Below are 22,026 nucleotides of genomic sequence, written 5' to 3'. Positions count from 1 at the left end.
ATCGGCGTGATCTGCGTGGTCGGGGCGACGGCGCGGTGCCGGGTCAGCTCGCGACGGCGTCCATGCGAAGGCGCAGGCTGAGCGGGCGCATGTCCGTCCACACCTCGCCGATGTGGGCCAGGCACGCCTCGCGGGACCCCTCGGTCCCCTCGGCGGTCCAGCCGGCGGGCAGCGGGCGGTCGGCCCACCAGATCGAGTACTGCTCCTCGGTGTTGAGCACCACGCGGTGGGTGGCGGCAGCGGTCTGCTCGGCGGTGTTCTCGGCGGTGTTCTCAGCGGACACGGTCGTCTCCTGGATCCTGTGAAGGGACGGCGAAGGGGGAGGTTCTGAGCGTTGGGGGAGGTGGGGGGAGGGGGCGCGTGGGGGGAGGGGGCGCGTGGGGGACGTGTGACGGGTGGGGGGCGTGTGACGGGTGGGGGCGGGTCAGTCCGACATCGCGACGAGTACCCGCCGCGGCCCGGTGAACGGTCGGCGGCCGTGGCCGACCAGCACGTTGTCGATGAGCAGGAGGTCCCCGCGCCGCCAGTCCACGTCCACGGCGTTGTCGAGGCCCCGGTCGCGGATCTGGATCGCGTACGCGTCGGGGATGGGCGAGCCGTCGGCGAAGCTGACGGACTGCGGCAGTTCCTCGGCCGGCATGATCGAGGCGAGGGCCTTGGCGGTGTCGTCGCCGAGCGCGGCGGGGTGCCACTGGTCGGCCTGGTTGAACCAGACCTCGTCCCCGGTGACCGGGTGGGTGATGATCGCGGGTCGCAGCTGGCTGACGCGCAGCGAGCCGTCCGGCTGCCACTTCCAGTCCGCGCCCGACGTGGCGAGGAACTCCTCCACGCGCCCGGAGTCCTCCGTCTCGAAGGTGGCCTGCCAGCTCTTGCCGAGGCCCATGCCGCCGTGCAGGTTCTGGCTGTAGCGGACCCCGCCCGCGAACGCCTCGCGGACCTCGGGGTCGAGGCAGGCGAGCCAGCGCGTCCCGTCGATGACCGGGGTGGCGCCCCCGGTGAGCGGAGCCGTCTCGCAGAAGAACAGCAGCCGCGCCGGCCACTGGTGGGCGTAGCTCATCTCGTTGTGCATCGAGATGCTGAACTCGGCCGGGTACTCCGTCGAGGTGTAGACGTTCGCCCCGACCTTGGTGCGGGGCGAGTTGCCGTGCACGTACGCCAGCCGGTTCGGCAGCAGCAGGTCCATCACCTCGTCCAGCTCGCCCGGCTCGACGCCGAACCCGCGGAAGACCAGGGCCTTCTCCCGGGCCAGCAGGCCGCCGAGGTCCTCCAGGGAGCCCAGGTGCTCGGCCAGTCCCCGGGCGCTCGCCTCGGTCCCGGTGTCCTGCGGGGTGACCTCGGCGGGGGCCCAGGGCCTGCCGTTCGCCAAGCTGTCCATGCGTTCTCTCCTCCTTGCGAAACCGGATCCCACCTTCGGAGGCGGGGCTATATTTCTTCGCTACGGGCCGTATCCGCGATCTCCGGCGCGGGGGGTTCCGGATCGGCGGCCGGCTCGCGATCGGCGGCCGGCTCTCGATCCGCGACGGGCTCCGGATCGGCCGCGACCCGCAACGCGGGGGACACCAGCGCGGCCAGGGCCAACAGCCCCATGCCCGCCGCGATCCCCAACGCCGTGCCGTGCGTGCCGAACGCGGCGAGCAGGAAGCCGCCCACCAGCGCCCCCGCGGAGGCCGTACCGGAACCCACCAGCGCGAAGACACTGGTCACCCGCCCCTGCAAGGCCTCCGGGGTGATCTTGATCTGGTGGACCCCGGCGACCACGTTCATCAGCGCGCCGGCGAAGCTCATCCCGCCGAGCAGCACCCCCAGGACCACCGGATCGGAGACGAAGGCGACCGGCGCCATCAAGGCCGCCCACAGGGTGAGCGCCCCGGCCAGCACCGCGCGCGGCGCCGCCCGGCCCGCCGCGCGGGAGCCGGCGAGCGCTCCCGCGACCCCACCGATCCCCGCGACCAGCCCGATCATGCCGATGGCCAGCGGCGACCCGTCGTCCTCCTTGACGACCAGCGCCAAGGTGAGCATCAGGACCTGGAAGAGCAGGTTGCTCCCGGCCAGCAGCACCACGGCCGTCCGCATGAAGCGTTGCCGCCATACCCAGCGCAGCCCCTCGGCCACGTCCGACCGCAACGTGGTGACGGGGGCGCCACGCGCCCCCTGGAGGGGGCGCCGGATCGCCAGCAGGGTGACGAGCGCCAGCAGGTGCGTGAGCGCGGTGAACGCGAACGGCAGCCACCGGCCGAACTGGAACAGCCCGCCGGCCGCCGGCTGGCCCAACAGCCCGGCCGCCTGCCCGCGCGCCTCGTTCTGCCCGAGCGCCGCCGTCAGCTGCGAGGGGTGCACGACGTGGCTGATCGCCGCCCGCTCCGCGAGCCGGTAGAACAGCCCCGCCGCGCCGTCGACGAAGGCCGCCGCCGCCACCAGGGGCAACCACAGACGACCCGTCAACAGCATCGCGGTGACCGCCGCCATGGCGAGCAGACCCGCCACGTCGCACACGATCAGCAGCCGCCTGCGGTCCCACCGGTCGATGAGAGCCCCGGCCGGCAACTGGACCACCAGTTGCGGCAGGAGGGCCGCGAACCCCACCACACCGGCCCCCGCGGGACTGTTCCCGAAGAAGATCATCAGCAGCGGGTACGCGGCCACGCTGGCCCGCAGCCCCAGCGCCGACAGTCCGGCCCCGATCCACAGCAGCAGGAAGTCCCGGTTGCGGCGCAGCGGTCCGGGCTCCGCGACCGGCTCCGCGCGCGGCTTGTCGAGCAGGCTCACGTCCGGACACCGCCGCGGCACCACTCCAGGACGGCCATCGCGCTGTGCATCTTGTTCTCCGCCTGGTCGAAGGCGATGCTCCGGTCCCCGTCGAGGACCTCGGCGCTCACCTCCTCACCGCGGTGGGCGGGCAGGTCGTGCATGAAGATCGCCTTCGGGCTGCCGCGCCACAGCGCCTCCGTGACCCGGAACGGCGTGAACCGCTCGCGCCAGTCGGCGTCGGGCTTGCTGGTGCCGGTGGTCTGCCAGCGGCTCGTGTAGATCACGTCGACGTCCGACGGCGGATCCGTCGGGTCGTGCCGCTCGACGACCACCGCGCCGTGGGCCGCCGCGTTCGCGCGGGCCCGCCGGTACACGTCCTCGCGGAGCCCGTAGCCCTCGGGCGTACGCAGCTCCAGCACGGTGCCGGGGAACCGCGACAGCCCGAGGGCGAGCGCCGCGGCGGTGTTGTTGCCCTCGCCGACGTACAGCACCCGCAGCCCCTCGATCCGGCCGAAGTGCCGTGCCAGCGTGGTCAGGTCGGTGAGTCCCTGGGTGGGGTGCTCGTCGGCGGTCATGGCGTTGACCACCGACATCCGGGACTGGCCCGCCCACGCCCGCAGCTCGGCCGGATCGTCGGCGGTCCGGGCGACCAGCACGTCCAGCATCCGGGAGAAGACCCGGCCGGTGTCCTCGCTGGTCTCCCCGGTGTTGGTCTGGAGGTCGCCGCCGTCGAAGGTGACGATCCGCGCGCCCAGCCGCAGCGCGCCCGAGGAGAAGGCGGTACGGGTACGGGTCGAGGTACGACGGAAGTAGATCCCGGCGACCAGACCGTCCAGCGCGCCCCCGGGCGCGGACCGCCCGGCGGAGAGGTCCGCGCCCCGCGCCACGATCGCGCGCAGGTCTTGGTCGGTCAGGTCATCGAGAGAGACAAGGTGGCGGACGGCCACGACGTACTCCTTTTCACATCGGGTTCCGCAGGCCCGGCGGCCTCCGGGACGGTCGGCGGCGGCTTCTCGATCAGTCGCACGGGACCGGCCGCCGCCGCCTCGCGCGCGATGGCGGCGTACCGGCCGGGGCCGACCACGAGGTCCTCGACCACCCACGTGTCCGGCCCGGTGCCCGCCGCGTGACGGACCACCAGCGGCCCGCAGTCGGGCGGCCCGTGCACGTCCACCTCGCGGGCGTCGGCGATCAGGCCGATCCCGCTGGCCTTGAGCACCGCCTCCTTCCTGGTCCAGTAGCGGAGGAAGACCGCGAGCCGGGCCGCGGGCTGCTGCTCGCGGCCCAGGTGCGACAGCTCCCGGTCCGAGAGCACCAGCGGCGCCACCGACTCGGTGTCGAAGCCCAGGACCTGCTCCAGGTCCACACCGATCCGGTGGCCGCCGCCGGTGACCCCGAGCAGCCAGTACGGTCCCGAGCGGGACAGGCTGTAACTCAGCTCCGTCACCGGCCACACCACGCACGGGGCGCCGTGTTCGGCGTCCCCGCACTCCGGGCAGCGCAGCCGGCCGAGCCGGAGCCCGGCCGGCGGCGTGCCCAGGTAGGCCCCCAGGATGCGGCGTACCGCCACGTGCGCCCCGGCGTAGTGCCGGCCCGCCTCCTCGGTCATCGCGCGTGCCGAGGCACGTTCGGCCGGGGACAGCACGGCGATGGCGTCCGGGCCGGGTGGCTCGTCGACCGTCCCCCACCACACGTGCGTCACGTCGGCGTCGAAGACGTCCGAGAAGTCCTCGGCGCTCATGGGTGTCACCCCTGTTCTCATCGGGCCCGATCCCTCACGGATCAGGCACTGGTGGCGGCCGCGGGCAGACGCGCGCCGCCGGGATCGGCGAGGGCGCGCTTCCACAGATGGGAAACCTCGCCGAAGTGTTCGCCGACCCAGTCGTCCGAATAGATGGTGCTGAGGTAACGGTCGCCGCCGTCCGGAAAGACCAGGACGACGTTCGAACCGTCGGGAATTTGGTCGCCGAGCTTCTGCAGCGCGGCCACGCCGGCCCCGGAGGAACCGCCGATCAGAATTCCCTCGTGATTCACCATCCGCCGACAGGCCACCACGCATTCGAGATCGGTGACGTGCACGACCTCGTCCGCCGCCGTCGGATCGAACAGGGCCGGCGGCACCGAGGCGCCGTGCCCCGGGATCAGCCGCGGACTGTGCGGCCCGCCGAAGATGGCACTGCCCACCGCGTCCACCGCGACCACCGTGGTCGACATCGCGTGGTCCTCGATGTACGTCGCGCAGCCGAGCAGCGTGCCGAAGGTGGAGACCGGCGAGAACAGGAAGTCGACCCGCCCCTCCAGCGCCTCGGCGATCTCCCGCATCGTCTCGCGGTGCGCCCGCGGGTTGAGCGGATTGGCGTACTGGTTCGGCCAGTACGCCCCGGGAAGCGATCCCACCAGCTCACGGACGCGCGCGAGCCGGGCGACGAGGTACTCGCCGGTGACCGGGTCGGGGGTCCGTACGACCTCGACCCGCGCGCCGTACGCGGACAGCAGCGTGAGGTTCTGCTCGGTCGTCTTCGCGTCGACCACACAGACGAAGTCGATCCCGAAGTACTTGCAGATCTGCGCGATGCCGATCGCCAGATTCCCGGAACTCGACTCGACCACCACCGAGTGCCCCGGAATCAACCGGCCTTCCCGGATCGCGCTGCGCAGCATGCTGAGCGCGGACCGGTCCTTGACGCTGCCTCCCGGATTGAACCTCTCCATCTTCGCGAACACGCGATAATTGCAACCAGAGAACATATTCCTCAGTTCGACCAACGGGGTATTCCCGATGGTTTCCAGAATCCCATGGAGCACGGGACGGCTCATGCTGCCCTTCCCTCTGTCGTGGCTTTCGGGATACACCACGGTGGGCAGTCGTCCTATGTCTGTTCTATTAGAGAATCGATATAGGGGGCATCGACAAGGTCGCCGCACCACTCGACCATCGAAAGGAACCGCGATGCTGATCCTTCGGCGCACCGACGTCCAGGAGACCCTGGCGGGCCGCGAGACGGAGATCATCGAGCTCGTCGCCGACGCGTACCGGCTGCACGACGAGGGAGCCACGGCGCTGCCGCACTCGACCTTCCTGCGCTTCCCCGAGGAGGAGCACGCGCGCGACCGGATCATCGGTCTGCCGGCCTACCGCGGCGGCTCGGCCCCCGTGGCCGGGATGAAGTGGATCGCCTCCTTCCCCGGCAACGTCGCGGCGGGCCTGGAACGCGCCAGCGCCAGCATCACCCTCAACTCCCTGGACACCGGCCGCCCCACGGCCTTCCTGGAGGGCTCCGTCATCTCCGCCAAGCGCACCGCCGCGAGCGCCGCGCTCGCCGCCCGCGTCCTGACCGAGCAGGAGCCGCCCACGGGCGTCGTCCTCGTCGGCTGCGGCGTGATCAACCTGGAGATCCTGCGCTTCCTCGCCGCCGCCCTGCCCGACCTGCGCGAGGCCGTGCTCTACGACATGGACCCCGCCCGCGCCGAGGCCTTCGCCGAGATCTGCGCCGCCGAGGTCCCCTCCGTCAAGGCCGCCGCCGTCGCCGACCTCACCGAGGCCCTCGGCGCGCACCCGCTCGTCTCCTTCGCCACCACCGCCGGCGAACCCCACACGGACCTGTCGGCCTGCCTGCCGGGCACCACCGTCCTGCACGTCTCGCTGCGCGACCTCACCGTCGAGACGATCCTCGCCTCCGTGAACGTCGTCGACGACGCCGACCACGCCGTCCGGGAGCGCACCTCGCTGCACCTGGCCGAACTGCGCACCGGCAACCGCGAGTTCGTCAACGCCTCCATCGGCGCCCTGCTGCGCGGCACGGCGACCGTCGAGCGCGCGCCCGGCCGGCCGGTCGTCTATTCGCCCTTCGGCCTCGGCGTCCTCGACATCGCGCTCGCCGAGTACGTCCGCGAGCGGGCCGCGCGGACCGGCCTCGGCATCACCGTCGACGACTTCCTCGCCGGCTGACCCCGCGCCGCCCCGGGCACGGAGCCCCTCAGGCTCCGTGCAGGTGCCGCAGGCAGTCGTACGCCGTCGGCAGCGTGTCCAACAGGATGCGCTGCTGACGCTTGACCGAGGTGAACACCTCGTCCGCCGCCGCGGCCTGGCGCACGTGGTGCGCCAACGCCGGCAGCGGGCGCGGCGGCTCGGTGCCCAGCCCCGTGAGGATGCTGTAGTAGTGCCCGTCGGTCCACACGTCGTACAGCTCCGCCTCCGGCCGGCCCGGCGCGCCGTAGTAGGCGGCCTCGTCCGCGGCCGTCGGATTGACCGGCAGCCCCGCCCGGTACGCGGCCACCTTGCGCCGCAGCCCCTCGGGCAGCTCCCGCTCCCCGGCCGCCCGCCAGAACGGCGTGTCCCGCCGCGGGGCGAAGGCCAGGTGGGCCTGTACGAAGTCCCGCGAGCGCGCGAACAGTTCCTCGGCCTGCCGGTTGTAGCTGTCCGCCAGCGCCGGGTCGAGGTCCAGGTCGGGGAAGTGCGTGACGAGCCGGTGCAGGGCGGCGAGCAGGAAGTGGCTGTCCGTCGGCTGCAAGGGCCCCAGGGAGCCCGCGGACCGGCCGACCGCGACGACGTTGCCGACCCAGGGCCGCCGGATCCGCCCCACCCGCACGGGGACCACGTCGAACCGGGTCCCGGCGGCGTCGACGCCCCACAGCGCGCCCAGCTCCGCCACGGCCCGCTCCGGCGTCGTCAGCGCGCCGTGGTGCACGTGCGCGGTGGTGAACCCCGACCGCAGCGGCGTCCTGCCCACCCAGCCGGAGGGCACAGCCACCGCCGAGGTGTACGGGTCGACGTTGTCGGGCCGGTCCTCGTGCGCCACCCGGGCGACGACCGCTCGGTCGCAGAGCAGTTCTTCGGACAGGTCCTCGAACGGCTCCTCCAACGCCCCGCCCAGGAGGGAGCCGGCCGACCCCGAACAGTCCAGGAACAGGTCCCCCTCCAGCAGCCGCCCGTCGGACGTCCGCAGGGCGGTCACCAGCCCGTGCGCGTCCCGCTCGGCGCCCGCGAAGGCGCCCCGGACGGCGCGGGCCCCCGGGGCCGCCAGGGTCCGCCTGCGCAGGAAGCGGGTCAGCAGGGCCTCGTCGAGGTGCCAGGCGTACCGGGTCGCGGCCCGCCCGTCGAGCCACCGGGGCGCCAGGCGGGCGTCCATCAGCGGGGGCTCGCGGAAGCAGGCGTAGTCGAAGGGCTCCGTCGTGCGCCCCTCCCGCGTGCGTAACAGCCAGTACTGCGACAGCGGAAGGCCCTCGCAGTCCGGGAGCAGCCCGGTGGAGTGGTAGAAGTGGTCCGCCCCGCCACCGGGCAGGACCCGGGCCGCGGCCGAAGCGGGGCCTTCCGTACGCCAGTTGACGAAGCGTGACGCCGTCCTGAAGGTGGCGCCGCACGCCCGCATCCACTCGTCCTCGTTGACGCCCAGGAGGTCGAAGAAGCACCGGTGGAAGTGGGGCAGCGTCGCGAAGGAGGCCGCCCCGGGCACCGGAGCGTCGTCCGGCGACTCCAGGACGGTGATGTCGACGGTCCCGCCCAACGCCTGCCCGAGATGCGCGGCGGCCATCCATCCCTCGGCCCCGCCCCCGAGGATGACGACCTTCTCGATGCGTCGGCTGGTCATACGGTGGCACTCCTCGCGGACGGGCACGGCTGGGAGGCGCCAGTCTCGCGCGGACTCCTATAGCCGTTCTGCAGTCGGGCGTCCGTACGGGTACAGAGATTTCATAGGAGGGCCGGAGGAGCCCGCCCCACTCTGACGGGAGCCGCGCCAGCCGTTCGAGGGAGACACCCATGAAGCGCCCGTTCCGTACGAAGCCGGCCGTGTACGCGCTGGCCGTCGTGATCTCCGGGGGACTCCTCTCGGGCTGCGTGGGCAGCACCACCACGGACTCCGCCAGCTACACCGTCGACTCCGCGGTGACCTCGCTCAAGGTCAACGCGTCCGGAGGCACCATCGAGGTCGTGGTCGGCGGCGGCGGTTCGGTGAAGGTCACCGAGAACCTCAAGTACGACGGCGACAAGCCGCGCACCTCCCACAGCGAGAACGGCGGCGAGCTGACCCTGACCGCCCCCAAGGACTGCGGTGGCAGCGGCATCGGCGGCTCGACCTGCCAGGTCGACTACCGCGTCGAGGTGCCCAAGGCCCTGGCCGCCACCCTGGACAGCGACGGCGGCGCCATCGTGGTGGAGCAGGCGGTCGCGGGCCGCCTCACCGCCCGCTCCGACGGGGGCAAGGTGACGGCCGGCTTCTCCGAGGCCCCCGACTCCGTGGACATCAACAGCGCCGGCGGGAACGTCACCCTGCGCCTCCCGGACAGCACCTACGCGGTGGACGCCTCCTCCGACGGCGGCAACCAGAGCGTCCGGGTCCGCACCGCCCCCGACTCCCCGCGCAAGATCCGCGCCCGCACCGACGGCGGCGCCGTCCAGGTCCTTCCCGGGACCTGACGGCCCGTCCCCCCTACCGGGGCCTGGAATCCCCCGTCGGGCCCCCCGCCTCCGGGCCGCCACCTCGCGTGGCGGCCCGGAGGTCGTTCCGGGACGCCGATGCCCCTGCCGATGCCGATGCTGCCGACGCCCCGGGGCCCCGAGGTCAGTCGGCGTCCACCCGCCGGGCGAGGACCTGGCCGGGCCAGTCGCCGGACAGGAAGCGCTCGGTGGGCCGGAAACCGTTGCGCTCGTAGAACCGGACCAGTTCGCCCCCGCCCCCGGCCCAGCAGTCGACCCGCAGCAGCCCCGCGCCGGCCCGCCGGGTCTCCTCGACGGCGTGCTCCAGCAGCGCCGCCCCGAGCCCCAGACCCCGCAGCCGCCGGTCGGACACCAACAGCCGTACGTAGCGCTCCGCTTCCCCGGCCGGCTCGATCGGCATCTGCTCACTGGGCCCGCGGTCGAGCACCATCGCCGCGGCGGCCACGCCGTCCCGCTCCGCGACGAACGGCATGTTCTCCGTCAGGTACCGCTCCACCCGCTCCGCCCCGCCGGGCTTGCGCGAGTAGGGGGTCGTCCCCCACTGCGTGGTGTTGCCGCGCCCGTTCATCCACGCCACCGCGCCGTCGAGCATGTCCAGTACCGCCGGCGCGTCGTCCGGGCCGCCCCGCCTGATCCGTATCCCGGATGTCGTCTCGTTCATCCCGCAAGGCTAGGACGTGCCCGCGAAGGAGCGGAGCGCCCCCGGACGACCCGGGGGAAACGGGCCGGCGGGCGTCGGTGCCGGGGCGGGTCCACACGACCCCGCTCGCTTCCCACTAGAGCCCCGCCAGAGCGGTGCTGGAGCGGTCGGGCCCCGGGGAGCGACTGAAGGACAGCGACTGAGTGCTGTCCGGGTCGCTCGGACCCTCTGAGGAAAATCCCAGGTCAGAGGCATGATCAGAGGTGAACAGCGACTGAAGCGACCCAAGGTTCGGGTATATGGAGACATTCGCATGCGTGCGTGCGTGTGCGTGTGTGCGTCATATATAGGGGTCTTCAGTCGCTTCAGTCGCTGTTTGGTCTTGCGTAGGCCTGTGACCTGGTGTTTCGTGAGCCACTCACCGAGCGACCGAACGGGATCGAGTAGCTGCCCGGTCAGTCGCTCGGTCGCTGGCGATCTCTGCGGGTACGTACATCTGTTCTGGCTCATATGCCTCTCGTTGCCCACCGGTTTCGCTAATCTGTTTTTGGGCGTTGAGTCGCTTCAGTCGCTGATGGGGGAAGTGAATGGCAGCTGAGCTGCGGGATTCGCGCAGCGACCCTGGGCAGTTCACCAGAGCCGCGCCGCTCGCGTCGCAGCCTCTGGCCACGGCTCGGTGGTGCGCGCGCCAGGGATGGCCGGTTCATCCCCTTGCGCCGGGCCGCAAGACGCCCGTGGGCAACTGCGGGGCGTGCCGCCGGCCGGGACACGACCGGAGCGCGTGCGGCTGCCTTCGCGCGGGACGCTGGTGCCACGGCTTCCACGCCGCCACGCGCGACGCGGACCGGATCCGACAGTGGTGGGGTGGGCGCCCCGACCTCGGGGTCGGGGTGGCCACCGGGCCCGCGGGCCTCGTCGTCATCGACATCGACGCCCACGCGTGCGAACTCCCCGACCGGGCGCGCCTGCTGCCCGGCGTCGCGATCTCCGACACGGTCGACCTGACCGGCCTGGCCAACGGCTTCCACACCCTGGGCGTACTGGCCGCCCTGCGCGGCGCCACGAGCCCGGCGGACGACGCGACGACCCTGCGCGTACGGACCCCCTCCGGGGGCCTGCACGTCTGGTACCGCAACGACGGCGGCCGCCGCTGGCAGTGCTCCACCGGATCGGGGAGCGGCCGGGCCCTGGCCTGGCAGGTCGACGTACGGGCGTACGGCGGCTACATCGTGGCCCCCGGGACCGTCACCCCCGCCGGCTCGTACCGGCCCCTGGGGGTCACCCGCGTGCCCGCCCCGCTGCCGGCGTGGCTCGCCGCGGAACTGGAGCGCACCGGGCACCTCCCCTCCACCGTCGTCCCCGGACCCCGCCCCGTGCCCCCCAGGGCACGGCAGGCGGTCATCGCGGCCGGAGGGGGCCGTGGCAGCTCGGAGCGGGTCCTGGCGGGCGTCCTCGCCGAGGTCACCGGCTGCGCCGTCGTACCCGAAGGAGCCGCGTTCTCCGAGAAGTTGAACCGCGCCGCCTACACGGTCGGCGGTCTGGTCGCCGCGGGGCACGTGGGCGAGGCCGAGGCCCTGCGGGCCCTCCAGGGCGCCGCCGAGCGCGCCCGCCCCGGTCAGGAACGCCGCTGCCGCGCGATCATCCGCGGCGGGCTGAGCGCCGGGCAGGCCCGCCCGATGGCCCTCCGAGGCCGCGCGTGAGTGTGGAGAACGACAGCGTGCTGGCCGGCTTCGACGTACAGGCCGTCGCCGCGCAGATCCTCGCCCAGCCCGTCCCGGCCCCCCGCGTGCCGGCGGAGTCCGAGCGGCGCTCCGTCGGCCCCGCCGCGACCGACGCGGCCCCGACGGCGACCGACGCGGCCCCGGCGGGCGACGACGGGGCGGGGGACGGCGAGGCGACGGCGGACGGACTGCTGCCCGACACGCTCACCGACCGCGGCAACGCCAAACTGTTCGTCAAGCTCTACCGCAACGACTACCGGCACGTCCCCGGGATCGGCTGGTTCCGCTGGGACGGGACCCGCTGGCAGATCGACGAGGACGACACCGTCATGTGGTCGGCGGGAGACCTGGCGGAATCCATCGCCACCACCGACCCCCGCGGCCTCTACACCCCGGCCGCCCTCCAGCAGCACCGCCGCCGCACGCTCAGCACCAGCGGCATGAACGCGATGCTCACCCAGGCCAAGTCCGCCCCGGGCATGGTGCTCAACGCGGCGCTGCTGGACGCCGACCCGTACGCGCTGTGCACGCCCTCGGGCGTCGTGGACCTGCGGACCGGGCACATCCGTCCCGCCGAGCCCACCAAGGACTTCCACTCCCGCTCCACCTCGGCGGCGCCGCGGCCGATGCCCACGCCCCGTTGGAGCCGCTTCCTGACCGACACCTTCGGTGAGGGACCGGAGGGCGCGGAGATGATCGACTTCCTCCAGCTGCTGCTCGGCTACTCCGTCACCGGCGACGTCGGCGCCCAGGTCATGCCCTTCCTGTTCGGCTCGGGCAAGAACGGCAAGTCCGTACTCCTGGACGTCCTGATGAAGCTGCTCGGGGACTACGCCGACGCGGCGCCCCCCGGCTTCCTGATGTCCCGGCCGTACGAAGGGCACCCGACGGACCTCGCCGAACTGCACGGTCGACGCGTGATCGTGTGCAGCGAGGTCAAGCCCGGCGACCGCTTCGACGAGGCCCGCGTCAAACTCCTCACCGGAGGCGACCGCATCAAGGCCCGCAGGATGCGGCAGGACTTCTTCAGCTTCGAGCCGACGCACAAGATGTGGCTGCTGGGCAACCACCGGCCGGAGGTGGGCACCGGCGGCTTCGCGTTCTGGCGCCGGATGCGGCTCATCCCGTTCGAGCGGGTCGTCTCCGACGACCGCAAGATCGACAACCTGGCCGACGTCCTCGTCACCCAGGAGGGGCCCGGCATCCTCAACTGGCTCATCGAGGGCGCCCGTCGCTACCTCGACGGCGACCGCGACCTCACCGGCCCCGAGCGGGTCCGCATCGCGACCACCGCCTACGCGGAGACCGAGGACCACACCGGGCGCTTCATCGGCGAGACCTGCCGCCTGGAGGGCGATCTGCGGGCGGAGCAGGCCCACCTCTACGCCGCCTACCGGAGCTGGTGCCAGCACGAGGGGGCCCCGGCGATCTCTTCCCGGGCCTTCGCGGCACGGGTCCGCGAGGTGGTGGGCCTGGCCTCGCCGAAGGAAATGATCCTGTCCAACCAGCGCAAGTACTACCCGGGCATCGGCCTGCTCGCGGACGAGGAGACAGCATGAGCGCCCTCATCGCAGAGGACGAGATCGTCCACGAAGTGGACCTCGTCTGGCTGGAGGACATCAGCCGGCTCGACTACGTCCGCCAGAGCCTGGACCGCCTGCCGACCCGGCGCGGCAGGCCCGCGTACCACCGCGACGGCCGGATGGTCGGCTACGCCCTGCTGGGCCCGAAGGCCAAGCCGTCCCGCTCCTCCGGCACCTTCCGCCGCAGGGTGTTCTGGCTGCTCCCGCACGACCGCGACACGGCCCCCGACGGCCTGTACGCGACGGGAGCCCCCGCGGAAGCCGTAGACGCCCGCACCCTGGCCCCGGGCACCAAGGGCCGCAAGACGGAACGTTCGGAGGGCGGCCCCATGTCCCCGGCGACGCGGGAGTTCCTGGCGTGATCCCACCCAGCCGTCCCGGTGAACGGGCTTGCGGCCGAGCCGCGTTCGACATGCCCTGATTCGTCGTCACCTGAGCACGCACACAGCCGCCACCTGCGACTCCGCCATTGAAAAAAACAGGACACCCGGTATATTTTCTTCCCATCGCGTGAGCACGGCCTGGGGGAAGGCTGCGACGCGCGGGAACCTCCGGTGGACGGGCACGTCATCGCGTGCCCCGGACGCGCCGCACGCCGTGCGGTCTGGGGTTTCCCGCGTCGGTCGCCCTCGTCGGGCCCGGGGGAGGGACAGGATGAAGGCACAGGTCGTGGTGGTCGGCGGGGGGCCGGTCGGCATGCTCGTGGCCGCCGAGTTGGCGGCGTACGGGGTCGACACGGTGGTCCTTGAAGCGCGGGCCCGGGTGTGCGAGCGTCCGAAGGCGAACACTTTGCACGCCAGGGCGGTGCAGTGCCTGGTCCGACGCGGCCACCTGCCGCGGCAGGTGGCCGCGTCGGACGGGGTGGGCGCCTTCCACTTCGCCGGTCTGCCGGGCCTGGTCATCTCGGCGCCGGTGACCGAACCGGAGCCGATCCTCAAGTACCCCCAGGCGGAGCTGGAACGCCGTTTTGAGGAGCGGGCGAAGGCAGCCGGCGCGCGGGTCCTGCGCGAGCACCGGGTGACGGATGTGGTCCAAGGCGAGGAGGGGGTGCGGGTCACCGCCGAGGGTCCCCGGGGACCGGTCGTCTGTGACGCTCGCTACCTGGTGGGGGCCGACGGAGCCCGCAGCGCGGTCCGGGAGCTGGCGGGCATCGGCTCCGACACCCATCAGGCGACGGTCTCCGCTCTGATGGGAGAGGTCACCCTCACGGATCCGCAGGCGCTGACCGACGGCTGGCACCGCACCCCCCGGGGATGGGTCGTGGCCAAGCGGGGGCCGGAACGCAGGATGTACGTCCGTACGTTGAACTGTGCCGGAGCCCACGACGACCGGAAACGTCCGCCCACCCAGGAGGAGCTGCGCCAGGAGGTGTCCTGGATAGCCGGACGCGAGATAGGGATGGAGGGAGCGCGATGGCTCGGCCGCTTCAGCGACTTCGCGCGGCTCGCCCACACCTTCCGCGAACGGCGTGTCTTTCTGGTGGGGGACGCCGCGCACGTGCACTTTCCCATCGGGGGGCAGGGCCTGAGCACCGGCGTGTTGGACGCCCTCAACCTGGGCTGGAAGCTGGCCCTGGCGGCCCGCGGCGCGGCCGGCGCGGCGCTGCTCGACACCTACGACCTGGAACGCCGCCCGGCTGCCCGGCAGGTCATCGACAACACCCGCGCCCAGCTCGCCCTGATGCGCCCCGGCTCCGAAATGGACTCGTTGCGGGACGTCTTCACCTCGATGCTGGCGGCGGACCGCGACCACGGGCGGCTCAGCGGCATGATCAGCGCTCAGGACACGGTGTTCCCCGGGCACACGGGACGGCCCTCTGCCGCGGCCGGGACGTTCCTGCACAATGTGCCGCTGCGCGTGCGCGGGCGCGACACCGATGTGGTCGGACTGCTGCGGGACGGGCGTCCGCTGCTCCTGCTCATGGGCACGCGGGCGGGTCGCCACCGCGCCGGGGCGCGCGGGTGGGAGCGGGCCCTGCACGTGGTACGGGCCGCGGCCTCGCCCGACATACCGCACGAGGCGCTCCTGGTGCGGCCCGACGGCTACGTCGCCTGGGCGCCGGGCGGCGACGACATGGCCGCCGCCCTGTCCGTGTACTTCGCGCGCGACGCGTGGACGGCGGAGAGGAGGGCGGCCGCGGATCAGCCGGACTCGGCGTCCTGCGCGTCGGCAGCCTTGAGGGCCTCGGCGTAGACGGCGCCCCCGCGGGAATCGGAGAGGTCCAGTGAGGCGAGGACGGAGGGCATCGTCATGCTGGGCAGCAGATGGCGCAGCATGGCCGAGACCCTGCGCGGCAGGTCCGCGTAGTCGCTGACGGCCTGGGACATGGACTGGATGCCCGCGAACGAGCCGACGAACACGTCCGCGCTCTCGGACGGCACGACGTGGGGCAGCAGTTCGCCCTGGGCCCGGGCTTTGGTGAAGGTCTCGGTGCAGACCGAGGCCCACCCCAGGAACGGAGCGCTGCGGTCGAGACCGTCCTGCTGGTCCATGGAAAGCCGGACTCCGGCGCGGACCAAGGGATCGGTCTGCAGGCGGTGGGAATGGAGCATGGCCATGTCGACCACTTCCTGCACCTTGGCCGGCCGCTCGGGGATCGTGAGGCGGTGATCCTGTTCGGAGAGCACTCCCTGGGCCAGGTCGTCCTTGGACTGGAAGTGGAAGTACAGGGCGCCCTTGGTCACTCCGGCGGCCTTCAGGATGTCCGAGATCGTGGCGGCCTGGTACCCGCGACTTTCGAACACTTCGGCGGCGGCCATGAGGATGGCCTGGCGGGTGCGGATGGCTCGGACTTGTTCGGCCATGGTGCCTCCTCCTCGGAGCGTGCGAACCGGCGGAGGTCCAGGGATAAAACCGCGCAGTATGTATCTTACAGCGGGTGACCAAATTGGGCGACGGCCACAAGGACACATTTGGAGCGGGAGGGGCGGTCATGATCCTTGTCACCGGTGCCACCGGGACGATCGGACGCGAAGTGGTGCGCCTTCTCCCCCCTGACCTGGCGGTACGCGTCATGGCCCGGGAGCCGGCCCGGGTCGTGGGAGCCTCGGCGAACGCCGAGGTCGTGTACGGCGACTATGGCGATCCCCGTGCGGTTGCCCAGGCCATGATCGGGGTGAGCGCCCTGTTCCTGGTCACGAACCGAGTCGAGGAGGACGACGGGCGCATCATCCGGACCGCACGGTCGGCAGGTGTGCGCCACGTGGTGAAGCTCTCGGCCGCCTCGGTCGCGGATTCCGGGGCGCGGGACCTCATCACCCACTGGCAGCGCGCCAACGAGGAGCTGCTGCGCGCATCCGGAATGACGTGGACCCTCCTGCGCCCCCGCTCGTTCATGTCCAACGTGCTCTCCTGGGCGGCGTCCGTCCGCACGGACGGCGTGGTGCGGGCCCTGTACGGATCCTCGGCCAACGCCTGCGTCGCCCCCCGGGACGTCGCGGAAGTCGCCGTACGCGCCCTGACCGAGCAGGGCCACGCGGGCAGGATCCACACCCTGACCGGCCCCGAGGCGCTCACGGCGATCGGGCAGACGGCCGAACTCGCCGCCCTGCTGGGCCGGTCGATCCGGTTTGAGGAGGCCCCACCAGGGCAGGCGCGCGACGCCTTGCGCAGGAGGTATCCCGAGCCTGTGGTCGAGGCGTTGATGGCGAGTGCGCGACGACAACTGGAAGGGGCGAAGGCGGGGGTGGAGGAGACGGTCATGGCCCTGACGGGCCGCCCGGCGACATCGTTTCGGACGTGGGCGCAAGGGAACATCGCCACGTTCGGCCCGAAGTGACGTCGCGTCCCGGTGTGGATGCGCGGGTCACCCTTGCGGCGCCGCGATGACGCGGGCGGTGTAGCAGAGGGCGCCGTCCTGGTGTCCGGTCACGAGCACCAGGCGTCTCCCGTCGGGCAGCGGTTCCGGAAGGATTCGGGCCTCGACCACGCACGGGCTGTCCAGCTCGACGTACCGTCTGAAGTCGGCGGTGACGCTCAGGGGCAGGATCGACGTCAGGCCGAGGACCGAGGCCGCGGACTGGCGGGCGGCCTCCATCAACAGCATGCCCGGGACGTGGTCGACCGGGTGGTCGAAGAGGACCGGGTGGCGGGTGTCCACCCGGAGCTGCCAACGGTTCGGCTCGCCGATGGGGGACAGGACCACGTCGACCGGCGAAGTGCGCCCGACATTCTGCGGCGCCACGGGGGCGGTCAGGGACAGTGGCGTCAGGTTGCCGCCGAGAGCGTACGCGCCCCGGATCCGCCGGTAGACGGCCGGGCTGGCGCACGTGGTGGTGGCGCTGCCGCTCGCCGCGAGCAGGCCGTCGCGCATGATGTCCATCTCGTACCGCAGGGCGGTGACGTCGCCGTTCCCGCGGCGCTTGACCTCCACGATGGTCACCGCCACGTCGAGGACCGCGGGTGTTTCGTGGATCTTCAGCCGCTCGGGCCGGACGGAGAGCGCGAGTCCCCACAGGAGGAACTGGTGCCCCAGCGGGACACCGAATTCGCTGTGGGCCAGCAGGAAGCCGGCCTGGCGGATCGTCTCGGCGACCATCAGGGGGTCGTAGTACTCCCCGGCCACCGGTGTGTAGAAGCTGTGGCTGCGGGGCCACTGGGCGGTCACCCGGAAATGCGTGTCGTCCGTGCGGCTCCAGCCGGTGGCCATGACCTCACCGGGAGCCGTGCGGTGCACGAGCTGCTTGGGCACGGTGGCCGCCGCCCGGGTGGGACGGTGAAGAGCGGCGGGCAGTAAAGCCGGCTCGGTGACGGTCGTCGACTGGTAGGCGACCGGACTCTCGAAGTGGAATGTGCTCGCAGACATTGCTCCCCCTGGGCTCCGTTGGCGAGTAGAAGCGTGCGGTGCTCCTGGCCGGGAAAGATACATACCAACCGGTTTAATTTCTAGCGGTATCTGATCCTCCGCTACCCCCGGGGCCAGGTGCCCCTTTCTCTGTCGGCATTCACGCTGTTCAGGCGGGCTCTCGTGCCTCCTGGTCGAGGTCGCCGCAGCCCCGGTCCCGTCCGGGTGGATCGAGTGCGGCCGTAGTGATCCTCAAGCGGCGCGGCCGAATCTGGGCCGAACGGCGTCGGTGACCGCCCCTCTCTCCGGTCATCGCCCGAAATGTGGCAGCCCCAGTATTCAAAACCGCACAGGCGGTTTGTTAGAGTTACCGTGCGGAGCGGTAACGGGTCTCGCGCGAAAGGCCAGTTGCCGCCATGAGAGTGGGCCGGGGGCGTCCCCGGGAGTGGCCCCCTCGCGCGGCACCCCCCGCAAGCACATGCCGCCTGCCCTTCGGCAAGCGCGGCACCCCCTGCAGTAACGGAGCAGTCGATGGTCAAGCAGGAACGTGCGGCGCGTACGCGCGACACCCTGATCCGGTCCGCAGCCGAGGTGTTCGACCGGGAGGGATTTCCCCTGGCCTCGCTCACCGCGATCAGTACCCGCGCCGGGGTGAGCAGCGGGGCGCTGCACTTCCACTTCGCGAGCAAGAGCACGCTCGCGGACGTCGTCGAGGCGGAGGCGCTGGCCAGACTGCTGGTCGTCACCGGCGCCGAACTTCCGGCAGGCGCCGAACCTCCGGCTTCCGCCGAACCCTCCGCCGGGGCCGGTCACGTGCAGCTCCTGATCGACGTCACCCACGGTCTGGCCGAAGCGTTGCGCGCCGACGTCGTGCTGCGGGCGGGCTTCACGCTGAGCGGCGAGCCTGCCCGTCCGGTCCGGGCCGATCTTCGGGGGCACTGGCGGTGCTGGGTCGAGGAGACGGTGAAGCGGGCCGAGGCGGAAGGCGAGTTGCGCCCGGAGGTGACGGCGCAGGACGTGGTGACCGCCGTGGTGGCCGCGACCGTGGGCTTCGAGGTGCTCGGGCTGCGGGACGCGGAGTGGCTCGCGGCGTCGACGGTCGCCCGGTTCTGGAGGCTGCTGCTGCCCACGCTCGTGCCGGCCGACCGCTTCGCCGTCCTGGAGACCTCCGGAACCGGGGCCGTACGGGACCCGGCCGAGGGCGCGCTCTAGAAACCGCGGGGCCGGGCCTCGGCCCTCCGTGCTCGCGCACGGAGGGCCGAGGCCTTTGTGCTGCCCGGGTTCCCTGCTGCCCGCTTCTCCGCCCTCACCTCAGAATGTCAAGACCATCCGGTTTGTTTTGCCCGATCTCGGGTTGTTCTGCAGGGGGTGAGGAGTCGCCCGCGGAAGCGTCCCTTCCTCCCCTAAATGATTAACAACCCAGGTCAGAGTGGACATGTGAGGGTCCGACGGATGGCCCATGCACTTAAAACAGCACGGTTGGTTTTGTATTGACAAACCGCCTGTCCTGTTTTTTACTGACGGAGGTTCATCCACGGACAGGGGAGTACGGCGTGGACATCGAAGTACTGGGAACACTGGCAGTGCGCGAGCACGGAGTCTCCGTGACGCCCACCGCCCCCAAGCCGCGACAGGTGCTGGCACTGCTGGCGCTCCATGCCGACCAGGTCGTCCCGGTGTCGGCTCTCATCGAGGAGCTGTGGGCGGGAGCACCGCCGCGCAGTGCCCGCACCACGCTGCAGACCTACGTACTGCAGTTGCGGGCCCTCATCGCGACCGCCCTGGAACAGGGCGCGGCCGACGGGGAGGTGGCCCCCGCGGGCCGCCGTACCGCCAAGGACGTGCTCGTGACGCTGCCCGGCGGCTACCTGCTCAACAGCGGCGGCGGCACCAGCGACGTCCGCGAGTTTGACCGGCTCGCCGGCATGGGCTACCGGGCCATGGACGCCGGCGACTTCCCGGGCGCGGCCCGGATGCTGCGCGAGGCGCTGTCGCTGTGGTCGGCGCCCGCCTTCGCCGACGTGCAGGGCGGGATCCAGCTGGACATGGAGACCCAGCGGCTGGAGGAGACCAGGCTGTGCGCGCTCGACCAGCGCATCGAGGCCGACCTGCGCATCGGGCGGCACCGCGAGCTGCTCGCCGAGCTGACCGTACTGGCCAGCCGGTACCGCACCCACGAGAACCTGCACGGCCAGTTCATGCTGGCCCTGCACCGCTCCGGCCGCCGGGGCGAGGCCCTCGACGTCTACCAGCGGCTGCGCGCCACCCTGGTGCGCGAACTCGGGCTCGAACCCTCGTCCGCCCTGCGCCGGCTGCAGCGCTCGATCCTGATGGCCAACCCCGAAACCCCGGTGGTGGCGGCCGAGGCCAACAGCGAGCGACTCGTACGCGTGGGTTGAGATGGCCGTACGCGAAACCAGGAACGCGGCCGCGATCGGCTCTCCGGGTCGGACGCGCCCCCGAACCGCGGGCCGAGGAGGCAACGCGATGCAGGACAGGTCGGAGCGGACCCGCAGGAAGCTCGTGCACGCGGGCGCCGAGATGTTCCACCGCAACGGATACGCGAACGCGACGCTCGGCGAGATCGCCACGTTCGCCGGAGTGACCAAGGGGGCGCTCTACTTCCACTTCGTCTCCAAGGACGATCTGGCGGAGGCGGTCCAACTGCGCGGCTGCGAGCTGCTGCACGAGTCGGTGCGCGAACTGCGCGCGTCCGGTCTCTCCCCGCTCCAGACCCTGATCGATACGACGCACTGGCTCGCGCTCAACCTGCGCGAAGAGCCGGCGATCCCGGCGAGTTTCCGCATCGCCAAGGAGTGCGCGGGGCTCCCCGCGCTCGCCACCGACTTCCACCGGATCTGGCTCACGGAGGTCTGCGGACTGCTGCGCCAGGCCCGGGACGCGGGTGAACTCCGCGCCGAGGGCCGCTGGGAGAGCGTCGAATCGCTGGTCGCCGCGGCGACGAGCGGGATCGAGTCGCTGGCCGGCACCGGGATGCCGTACGCCGAGCTCCAGCGCCGGGTGGCCGGACTGTGGTCGCTGATGCTGCCCTGCCTGGTGCCCGAGGGCGCGGAGAAGGGCTTCCGGGTCGGGATGCCGTACGCCGATCCCGCGCCCCGCCTCGTGGGCGAGGGCCTGGACGACCCCGCGGAGCGCCGCTCCCGGCCGGTGTTCTCGGACACCACCGCGTGACCGTGTGCCACCGACGACTTGGAGGAGCCTGCGATGACGAATGAATTTTCCGCGGACGTACTGACCGACCTCATCGGGGTGCTCGGCGACGTCCTGCGGGTCAAGCCGGAGAAGATCGACCCCGAGCAGACCTTCCCGTCCATGGGGCTCGACTCCCTGCTGGTCGTGGAGTTCGTGGCCGTGGTCAACAGCCGGTACGGACTGCGGGTGCTGGCGACCGACCTGTACGACTTCCCGACGCCGGCGTCCTTCGCCCGCGAGCTGGCACGGGCGGCGAACAGCGAACCGGCCGCCCGAGTCCCGGCCCCCGGCCCCGCCCCGACGGCGTTCCCCGTGCTCGCCGCCCCCCTTCCCGTGTCGGCGCCCACCCGGCAGGCGCCGGCGGCCGCGACCGCGCCCCGCGTCGCGGAACTCCTGCGCGAGCAGCTCGCGGGCATCCTGTGCTGCGATCCCTGGGACATCAACCCCACCGCCGCGTTCAACGTGCTGGGTGTGGACTCCATCGTCGGAGCGGAGTTCATCGCGGTCGTCAACCGCGCCTTCGGGCTCCAGGAGCGCTCGGTGCTGCTCTACGAGCACCCCAACCTCGCCGCCATGGCCGCGTACATCGCGACGCGCACCGGGGCGACCGCGCAGGACTTCGCCCCCGCCGCCGCGGCGACGGTCGCGAGCCCCCGGGCGACCCTGGTCCAGGCGACCGAGCCGCGGTTCCGCCCGGCCGCGAGGCCCGCGCCCGCCGTACTGTCACCCGCCGTACTCGCTCCCGCCGCGCCCGCCCCCACGACCGCCGCCGCCGCTGCGGCCAGGACGCTGCCGGGCGGCGACCTCGACGTCCTGCTGGACGCGATCCGCGACGACCGGCTCACCGTGGACGAGGCACTCGTGCTGCTCGCCCGACGCGGCTGAAGCCGTTTTCCACCCCG

Annotated in this window: 21 protein-coding genes; 11 read left to right on the top strand and 10 right to left on the bottom strand. The window is 72.1% G+C overall.

From position 1 onward, the window contains the following. Positions 1-43: 43 nt before the first annotated feature. From ACIOD1_RS23100 to sbnA, 6 genes are all read right to left on the bottom strand, one after another. Positions 44-283, bottom strand: a complete 240-nt coding sequence (locus ACIOD1_RS23100; protein ID WP_365622482.1) for an MbtH family NRPS accessory protein — start codon at positions 281-283, stop codon at positions 44-46. 141 nt (positions 284-424) lie between these two features. After that, positions 425-1,375 (bottom strand): TauD/TfdA family dioxygenase, encoded by a 951-nt coding sequence (locus ACIOD1_RS23095; RefSeq protein WP_401904327.1) that lies wholly within the window; start codon positions 1,373-1,375, stop codon positions 425-427. A gap of 47 nt (positions 1,376-1,422) precedes the next feature. Beyond that, positions 1,423-2,766 carry an MFS transporter gene (locus ACIOD1_RS23090; RefSeq protein WP_401904324.1) on the bottom strand — a complete coding sequence of 448 codons (1,344 nt, stop codon included), beginning with the start codon at positions 2,764-2,766 and terminating at the stop codon, positions 1,423-1,425. After that, on the bottom strand, positions 2,763-3,695 hold the full coding sequence (locus ACIOD1_RS23085) for an ornithine carbamoyltransferase (RefSeq protein ID WP_401904322.1): 933 nt from the start codon (positions 3,693-3,695) through the stop codon (positions 2,763-2,765). Before ACIOD1_RS23085 ends, ACIOD1_RS23090 begins: the two co-directional genes overlap by 4 nt. Continuing rightward, positions 3,659-4,489 (bottom strand): 4'-phosphopantetheinyl transferase family protein, encoded by an 831-nt coding sequence (locus ACIOD1_RS23080; RefSeq protein ID WP_401904320.1) that lies wholly within the window; start codon positions 4,487-4,489, stop codon positions 3,659-3,661. Before ACIOD1_RS23080 ends, ACIOD1_RS23085 begins: the two co-directional genes overlap by 37 nt. A gap of 41 nt (positions 4,490-4,530) precedes the next feature. Then, entirely contained in the window at positions 4,531-5,565 is a 1,035-nt protein-coding gene (sbnA, locus tag ACIOD1_RS23075; RefSeq protein ID WP_365622474.1) for a 2,3-diaminopropionate biosynthesis protein SbnA, read from the bottom strand. Positions 5,566-5,698: 133 nt separating this feature from the next. Between sbnA and sbnB the strand changes: the two genes are divergently transcribed. Next, the gene (gene sbnB, locus ACIOD1_RS23070) at positions 5,699-6,697 is read left to right on the top strand and encodes a 2,3-diaminopropionate biosynthesis protein SbnB (protein ID WP_365622472.1); all 999 of its coding nucleotides are present in this window, start codon (positions 5,699-5,701) and stop codon (positions 6,695-6,697) included. Between the two features lie 28 nt (positions 6,698-6,725). Here the strand turns inward: sbnB and ACIOD1_RS23065 are convergent, their stop codons facing one another. After that, on the bottom strand, positions 6,726-8,336 hold the full coding sequence (locus tag ACIOD1_RS23065; protein WP_401904317.1) for a tryptophan halogenase family protein: 1,611 nt from the start codon (positions 8,334-8,336) through the stop codon (positions 6,726-6,728). A 170-nt stretch (positions 8,337-8,506) separates the two neighbouring features. Here ACIOD1_RS23065 and ACIOD1_RS23060 point away from each other — a divergent pair, with 170 nt between their 5' ends. Beyond that, positions 8,507-9,163: a DUF4097 family beta strand repeat-containing protein gene (locus ACIOD1_RS23060; RefSeq protein WP_365622468.1), complete on the top strand. Its 657-nt coding sequence runs from the start codon at positions 8,507-8,509 to the stop codon at positions 9,161-9,163. A 145-nt stretch (positions 9,164-9,308) separates the two neighbouring features. Here ACIOD1_RS23060 and ACIOD1_RS23055 read toward each other — a convergent pair whose 3' ends face one another. Then, a complete protein-coding gene (locus tag ACIOD1_RS23055) occupies positions 9,309-9,845 on the bottom strand; it encodes a GNAT family N-acetyltransferase (RefSeq protein WP_365622466.1) in 537 nt (178 codons plus the stop codon). A 566-nt stretch (positions 9,846-10,411) separates the two neighbouring features. Between ACIOD1_RS23055 and ACIOD1_RS23050 the strand changes: the two genes are divergently transcribed. From ACIOD1_RS23050 to ACIOD1_RS23035, 4 genes are all read left to right on the top strand, one after another. Continuing rightward, entirely contained in the window at positions 10,412-11,524 is a 1,113-nt protein-coding gene (locus ACIOD1_RS23050) for a bifunctional DNA primase/polymerase (protein WP_401904314.1), read from the top strand. A gap of 2 nt (positions 11,525-11,526) precedes the next feature. Next, entirely contained in the window at positions 11,527-13,104 is a 1,578-nt protein-coding gene (locus ACIOD1_RS23045; RefSeq protein ID WP_401904436.1) for a phage/plasmid primase, P4 family, read from the top strand. Continuing rightward, positions 13,101-13,490, top strand: coding sequence for a DUF6009 family protein (locus ACIOD1_RS23040; RefSeq protein WP_365622460.1), 390 nt, complete (start codon positions 13,101-13,103; stop codon positions 13,488-13,490). Before ACIOD1_RS23045 ends, ACIOD1_RS23040 begins: the two co-directional genes overlap by 4 nt. Before the next feature lie 235 nt (positions 13,491-13,725). After that, positions 13,726-15,321: an FAD-dependent monooxygenase gene (locus ACIOD1_RS23035; protein WP_401904312.1), complete on the top strand. Its 1,596-nt coding sequence runs from the start codon at positions 13,726-13,728 to the stop codon at positions 15,319-15,321. Here the strand turns inward: ACIOD1_RS23035 and ACIOD1_RS23030 are convergent. Beyond that, the gene (locus ACIOD1_RS23030) at positions 15,270-15,932 is read right to left on the bottom strand and encodes a ScbR family autoregulator-binding transcription factor (protein ID WP_365622456.1); all 663 of its coding nucleotides are present in this window, start codon (positions 15,930-15,932) and stop codon (positions 15,270-15,272) included. The two genes, ACIOD1_RS23035 and ACIOD1_RS23030, sit on opposite strands and share 52 nt — an antisense overlap. Positions 15,933-16,060: 128 nt before the next feature. Here ACIOD1_RS23030 and ACIOD1_RS23025 point away from each other — a divergent pair, with 128 nt between their 5' ends. Then, positions 16,061-16,906, top strand: a complete 846-nt coding sequence (locus tag ACIOD1_RS23025) for an NAD(P)H-binding protein (protein WP_365622454.1) — start codon at positions 16,061-16,063, stop codon at positions 16,904-16,906. 27 nt (positions 16,907-16,933) lie between these two features. On the opposite strand, the gene ACIOD1_RS23020 is transcribed toward ACIOD1_RS23025, so the two are convergent. Then, entirely contained in the window at positions 16,934-17,932 is a 999-nt protein-coding gene (locus tag ACIOD1_RS23020) for a ScbA/BarX family gamma-butyrolactone biosynthesis protein (protein ID WP_365622451.1), read from the bottom strand. A 510-nt stretch (positions 17,933-18,442) separates the two neighbouring features. Between ACIOD1_RS23020 and ACIOD1_RS23015 the strand changes: the two genes are divergently transcribed. From ACIOD1_RS23015 to ACIOD1_RS23000, 4 genes are all read left to right on the top strand, one after another. Then, positions 18,443-19,123 carry a ScbR family autoregulator-binding transcription factor gene (locus ACIOD1_RS23015; RefSeq protein ID WP_365622448.1) on the top strand — a complete coding sequence of 227 codons (681 nt, stop codon included), beginning with the start codon at positions 18,443-18,445 and terminating at the stop codon, positions 19,121-19,123. Positions 19,124-19,464: 341 nt separating this feature from the next. Continuing rightward, on the top strand, positions 19,465-20,310 hold the full coding sequence (locus ACIOD1_RS23010) for an AfsR/SARP family transcriptional regulator (RefSeq protein WP_365622445.1): 846 nt from the start codon (positions 19,465-19,467) through the stop codon (positions 20,308-20,310). A gap of 88 nt (positions 20,311-20,398) precedes the next feature. Next, positions 20,399-21,103 carry a ScbR family autoregulator-binding transcription factor gene (locus ACIOD1_RS23005; protein WP_365622442.1) on the top strand — a complete coding sequence of 235 codons (705 nt, stop codon included), beginning with the start codon at positions 20,399-20,401 and terminating at the stop codon, positions 21,101-21,103. A 33-nt stretch (positions 21,104-21,136) separates the two neighbouring features. Further along, positions 21,137-22,009 carry a phosphopantetheine-binding protein gene (locus ACIOD1_RS23000; protein WP_365622439.1) on the top strand — a complete coding sequence of 291 codons (873 nt, stop codon included), beginning with the start codon at positions 21,137-21,139 and terminating at the stop codon, positions 22,007-22,009. Positions 22,010-22,026 lie beyond the last annotated feature (17 nt).

The organism is Streptomyces sp. NPDC088097, from assembly GCF_044741845.1.
Lineage (GTDB): Bacteria > Actinomycetota > Actinomycetes > Streptomycetales > Streptomycetaceae > Streptomyces.
This window is presented reverse-complemented; position numbering and strand designations above follow the sequence as displayed.

Excerpts from the sequence above, each read along its gene's own strand:
- ACIOD1_RS23095 (WP_401904327.1), bottom strand. The coding sequence starts at position 1,375 with ATGGACAGCTTGGCGAACGGCAGGCCCTGGGCCCCCGCCGAGGTCACC.
- ACIOD1_RS23080 (WP_401904320.1), bottom strand. The coding sequence starts at position 4,489 with ATGAGCGCCGAGGACTTCTCGGACGTCTTCGACGCCGACGTGACGCAC.
- sbnA (WP_365622474.1), bottom strand. The coding sequence starts at position 5,565 with ATGAGCCGTCCCGTGCTCCATGGGATTCTGGAAACCATCGGGAATACC.
- sbnB (WP_365622472.1), top strand. The coding sequence starts at position 5,699 with ATGCTGATCCTTCGGCGCACCGACGTCCAGGAGACCCTGGCGGGCCGC.
- ACIOD1_RS23065 (WP_401904317.1), bottom strand. The coding sequence starts at position 8,336 with ATGACCAGCCGACGCATCGAGAAGGTCGTCATCCTCGGGGGCGGGGCC.
- ACIOD1_RS23060 (WP_365622468.1), top strand. The coding sequence starts at position 8,507 with ATGAAGCGCCCGTTCCGTACGAAGCCGGCCGTGTACGCGCTGGCCGTC.
- ACIOD1_RS23055 (WP_365622466.1), bottom strand. The coding sequence starts at position 9,845 with ATGAACGAGACGACATCCGGGATACGGATCAGGCGGGGCGGCCCGGAC.
- ACIOD1_RS23050 (WP_401904314.1), top strand. The coding sequence starts at position 10,412 with ATGGCAGCTGAGCTGCGGGATTCGCGCAGCGACCCTGGGCAGTTCACC.
- ACIOD1_RS23040 (WP_365622460.1), top strand. The coding sequence starts at position 13,101 with ATGAGCGCCCTCATCGCAGAGGACGAGATCGTCCACGAAGTGGACCTC.
- ACIOD1_RS23030 (WP_365622456.1), bottom strand. The coding sequence starts at position 15,932 with ATGGCCGAACAAGTCCGAGCCATCCGCACCCGCCAGGCCATCCTCATG.
- ACIOD1_RS23025 (WP_365622454.1), top strand. The coding sequence starts at position 16,061 with ATGATCCTTGTCACCGGTGCCACCGGGACGATCGGACGCGAAGTGGTG.
- ACIOD1_RS23020 (WP_365622451.1), bottom strand. The coding sequence starts at position 17,932 with ATGTCTGCGAGCACATTCCACTTCGAGAGTCCGGTCGCCTACCAGTCG.
- ACIOD1_RS23015 (WP_365622448.1), top strand. The coding sequence starts at position 18,443 with ATGGTCAAGCAGGAACGTGCGGCGCGTACGCGCGACACCCTGATCCGG.
- ACIOD1_RS23005 (WP_365622442.1), top strand. The coding sequence starts at position 20,399 with ATGCAGGACAGGTCGGAGCGGACCCGCAGGAAGCTCGTGCACGCGGGC.
- ACIOD1_RS23000 (WP_365622439.1), top strand. The coding sequence starts at position 21,137 with ATGACGAATGAATTTTCCGCGGACGTACTGACCGACCTCATCGGGGTG.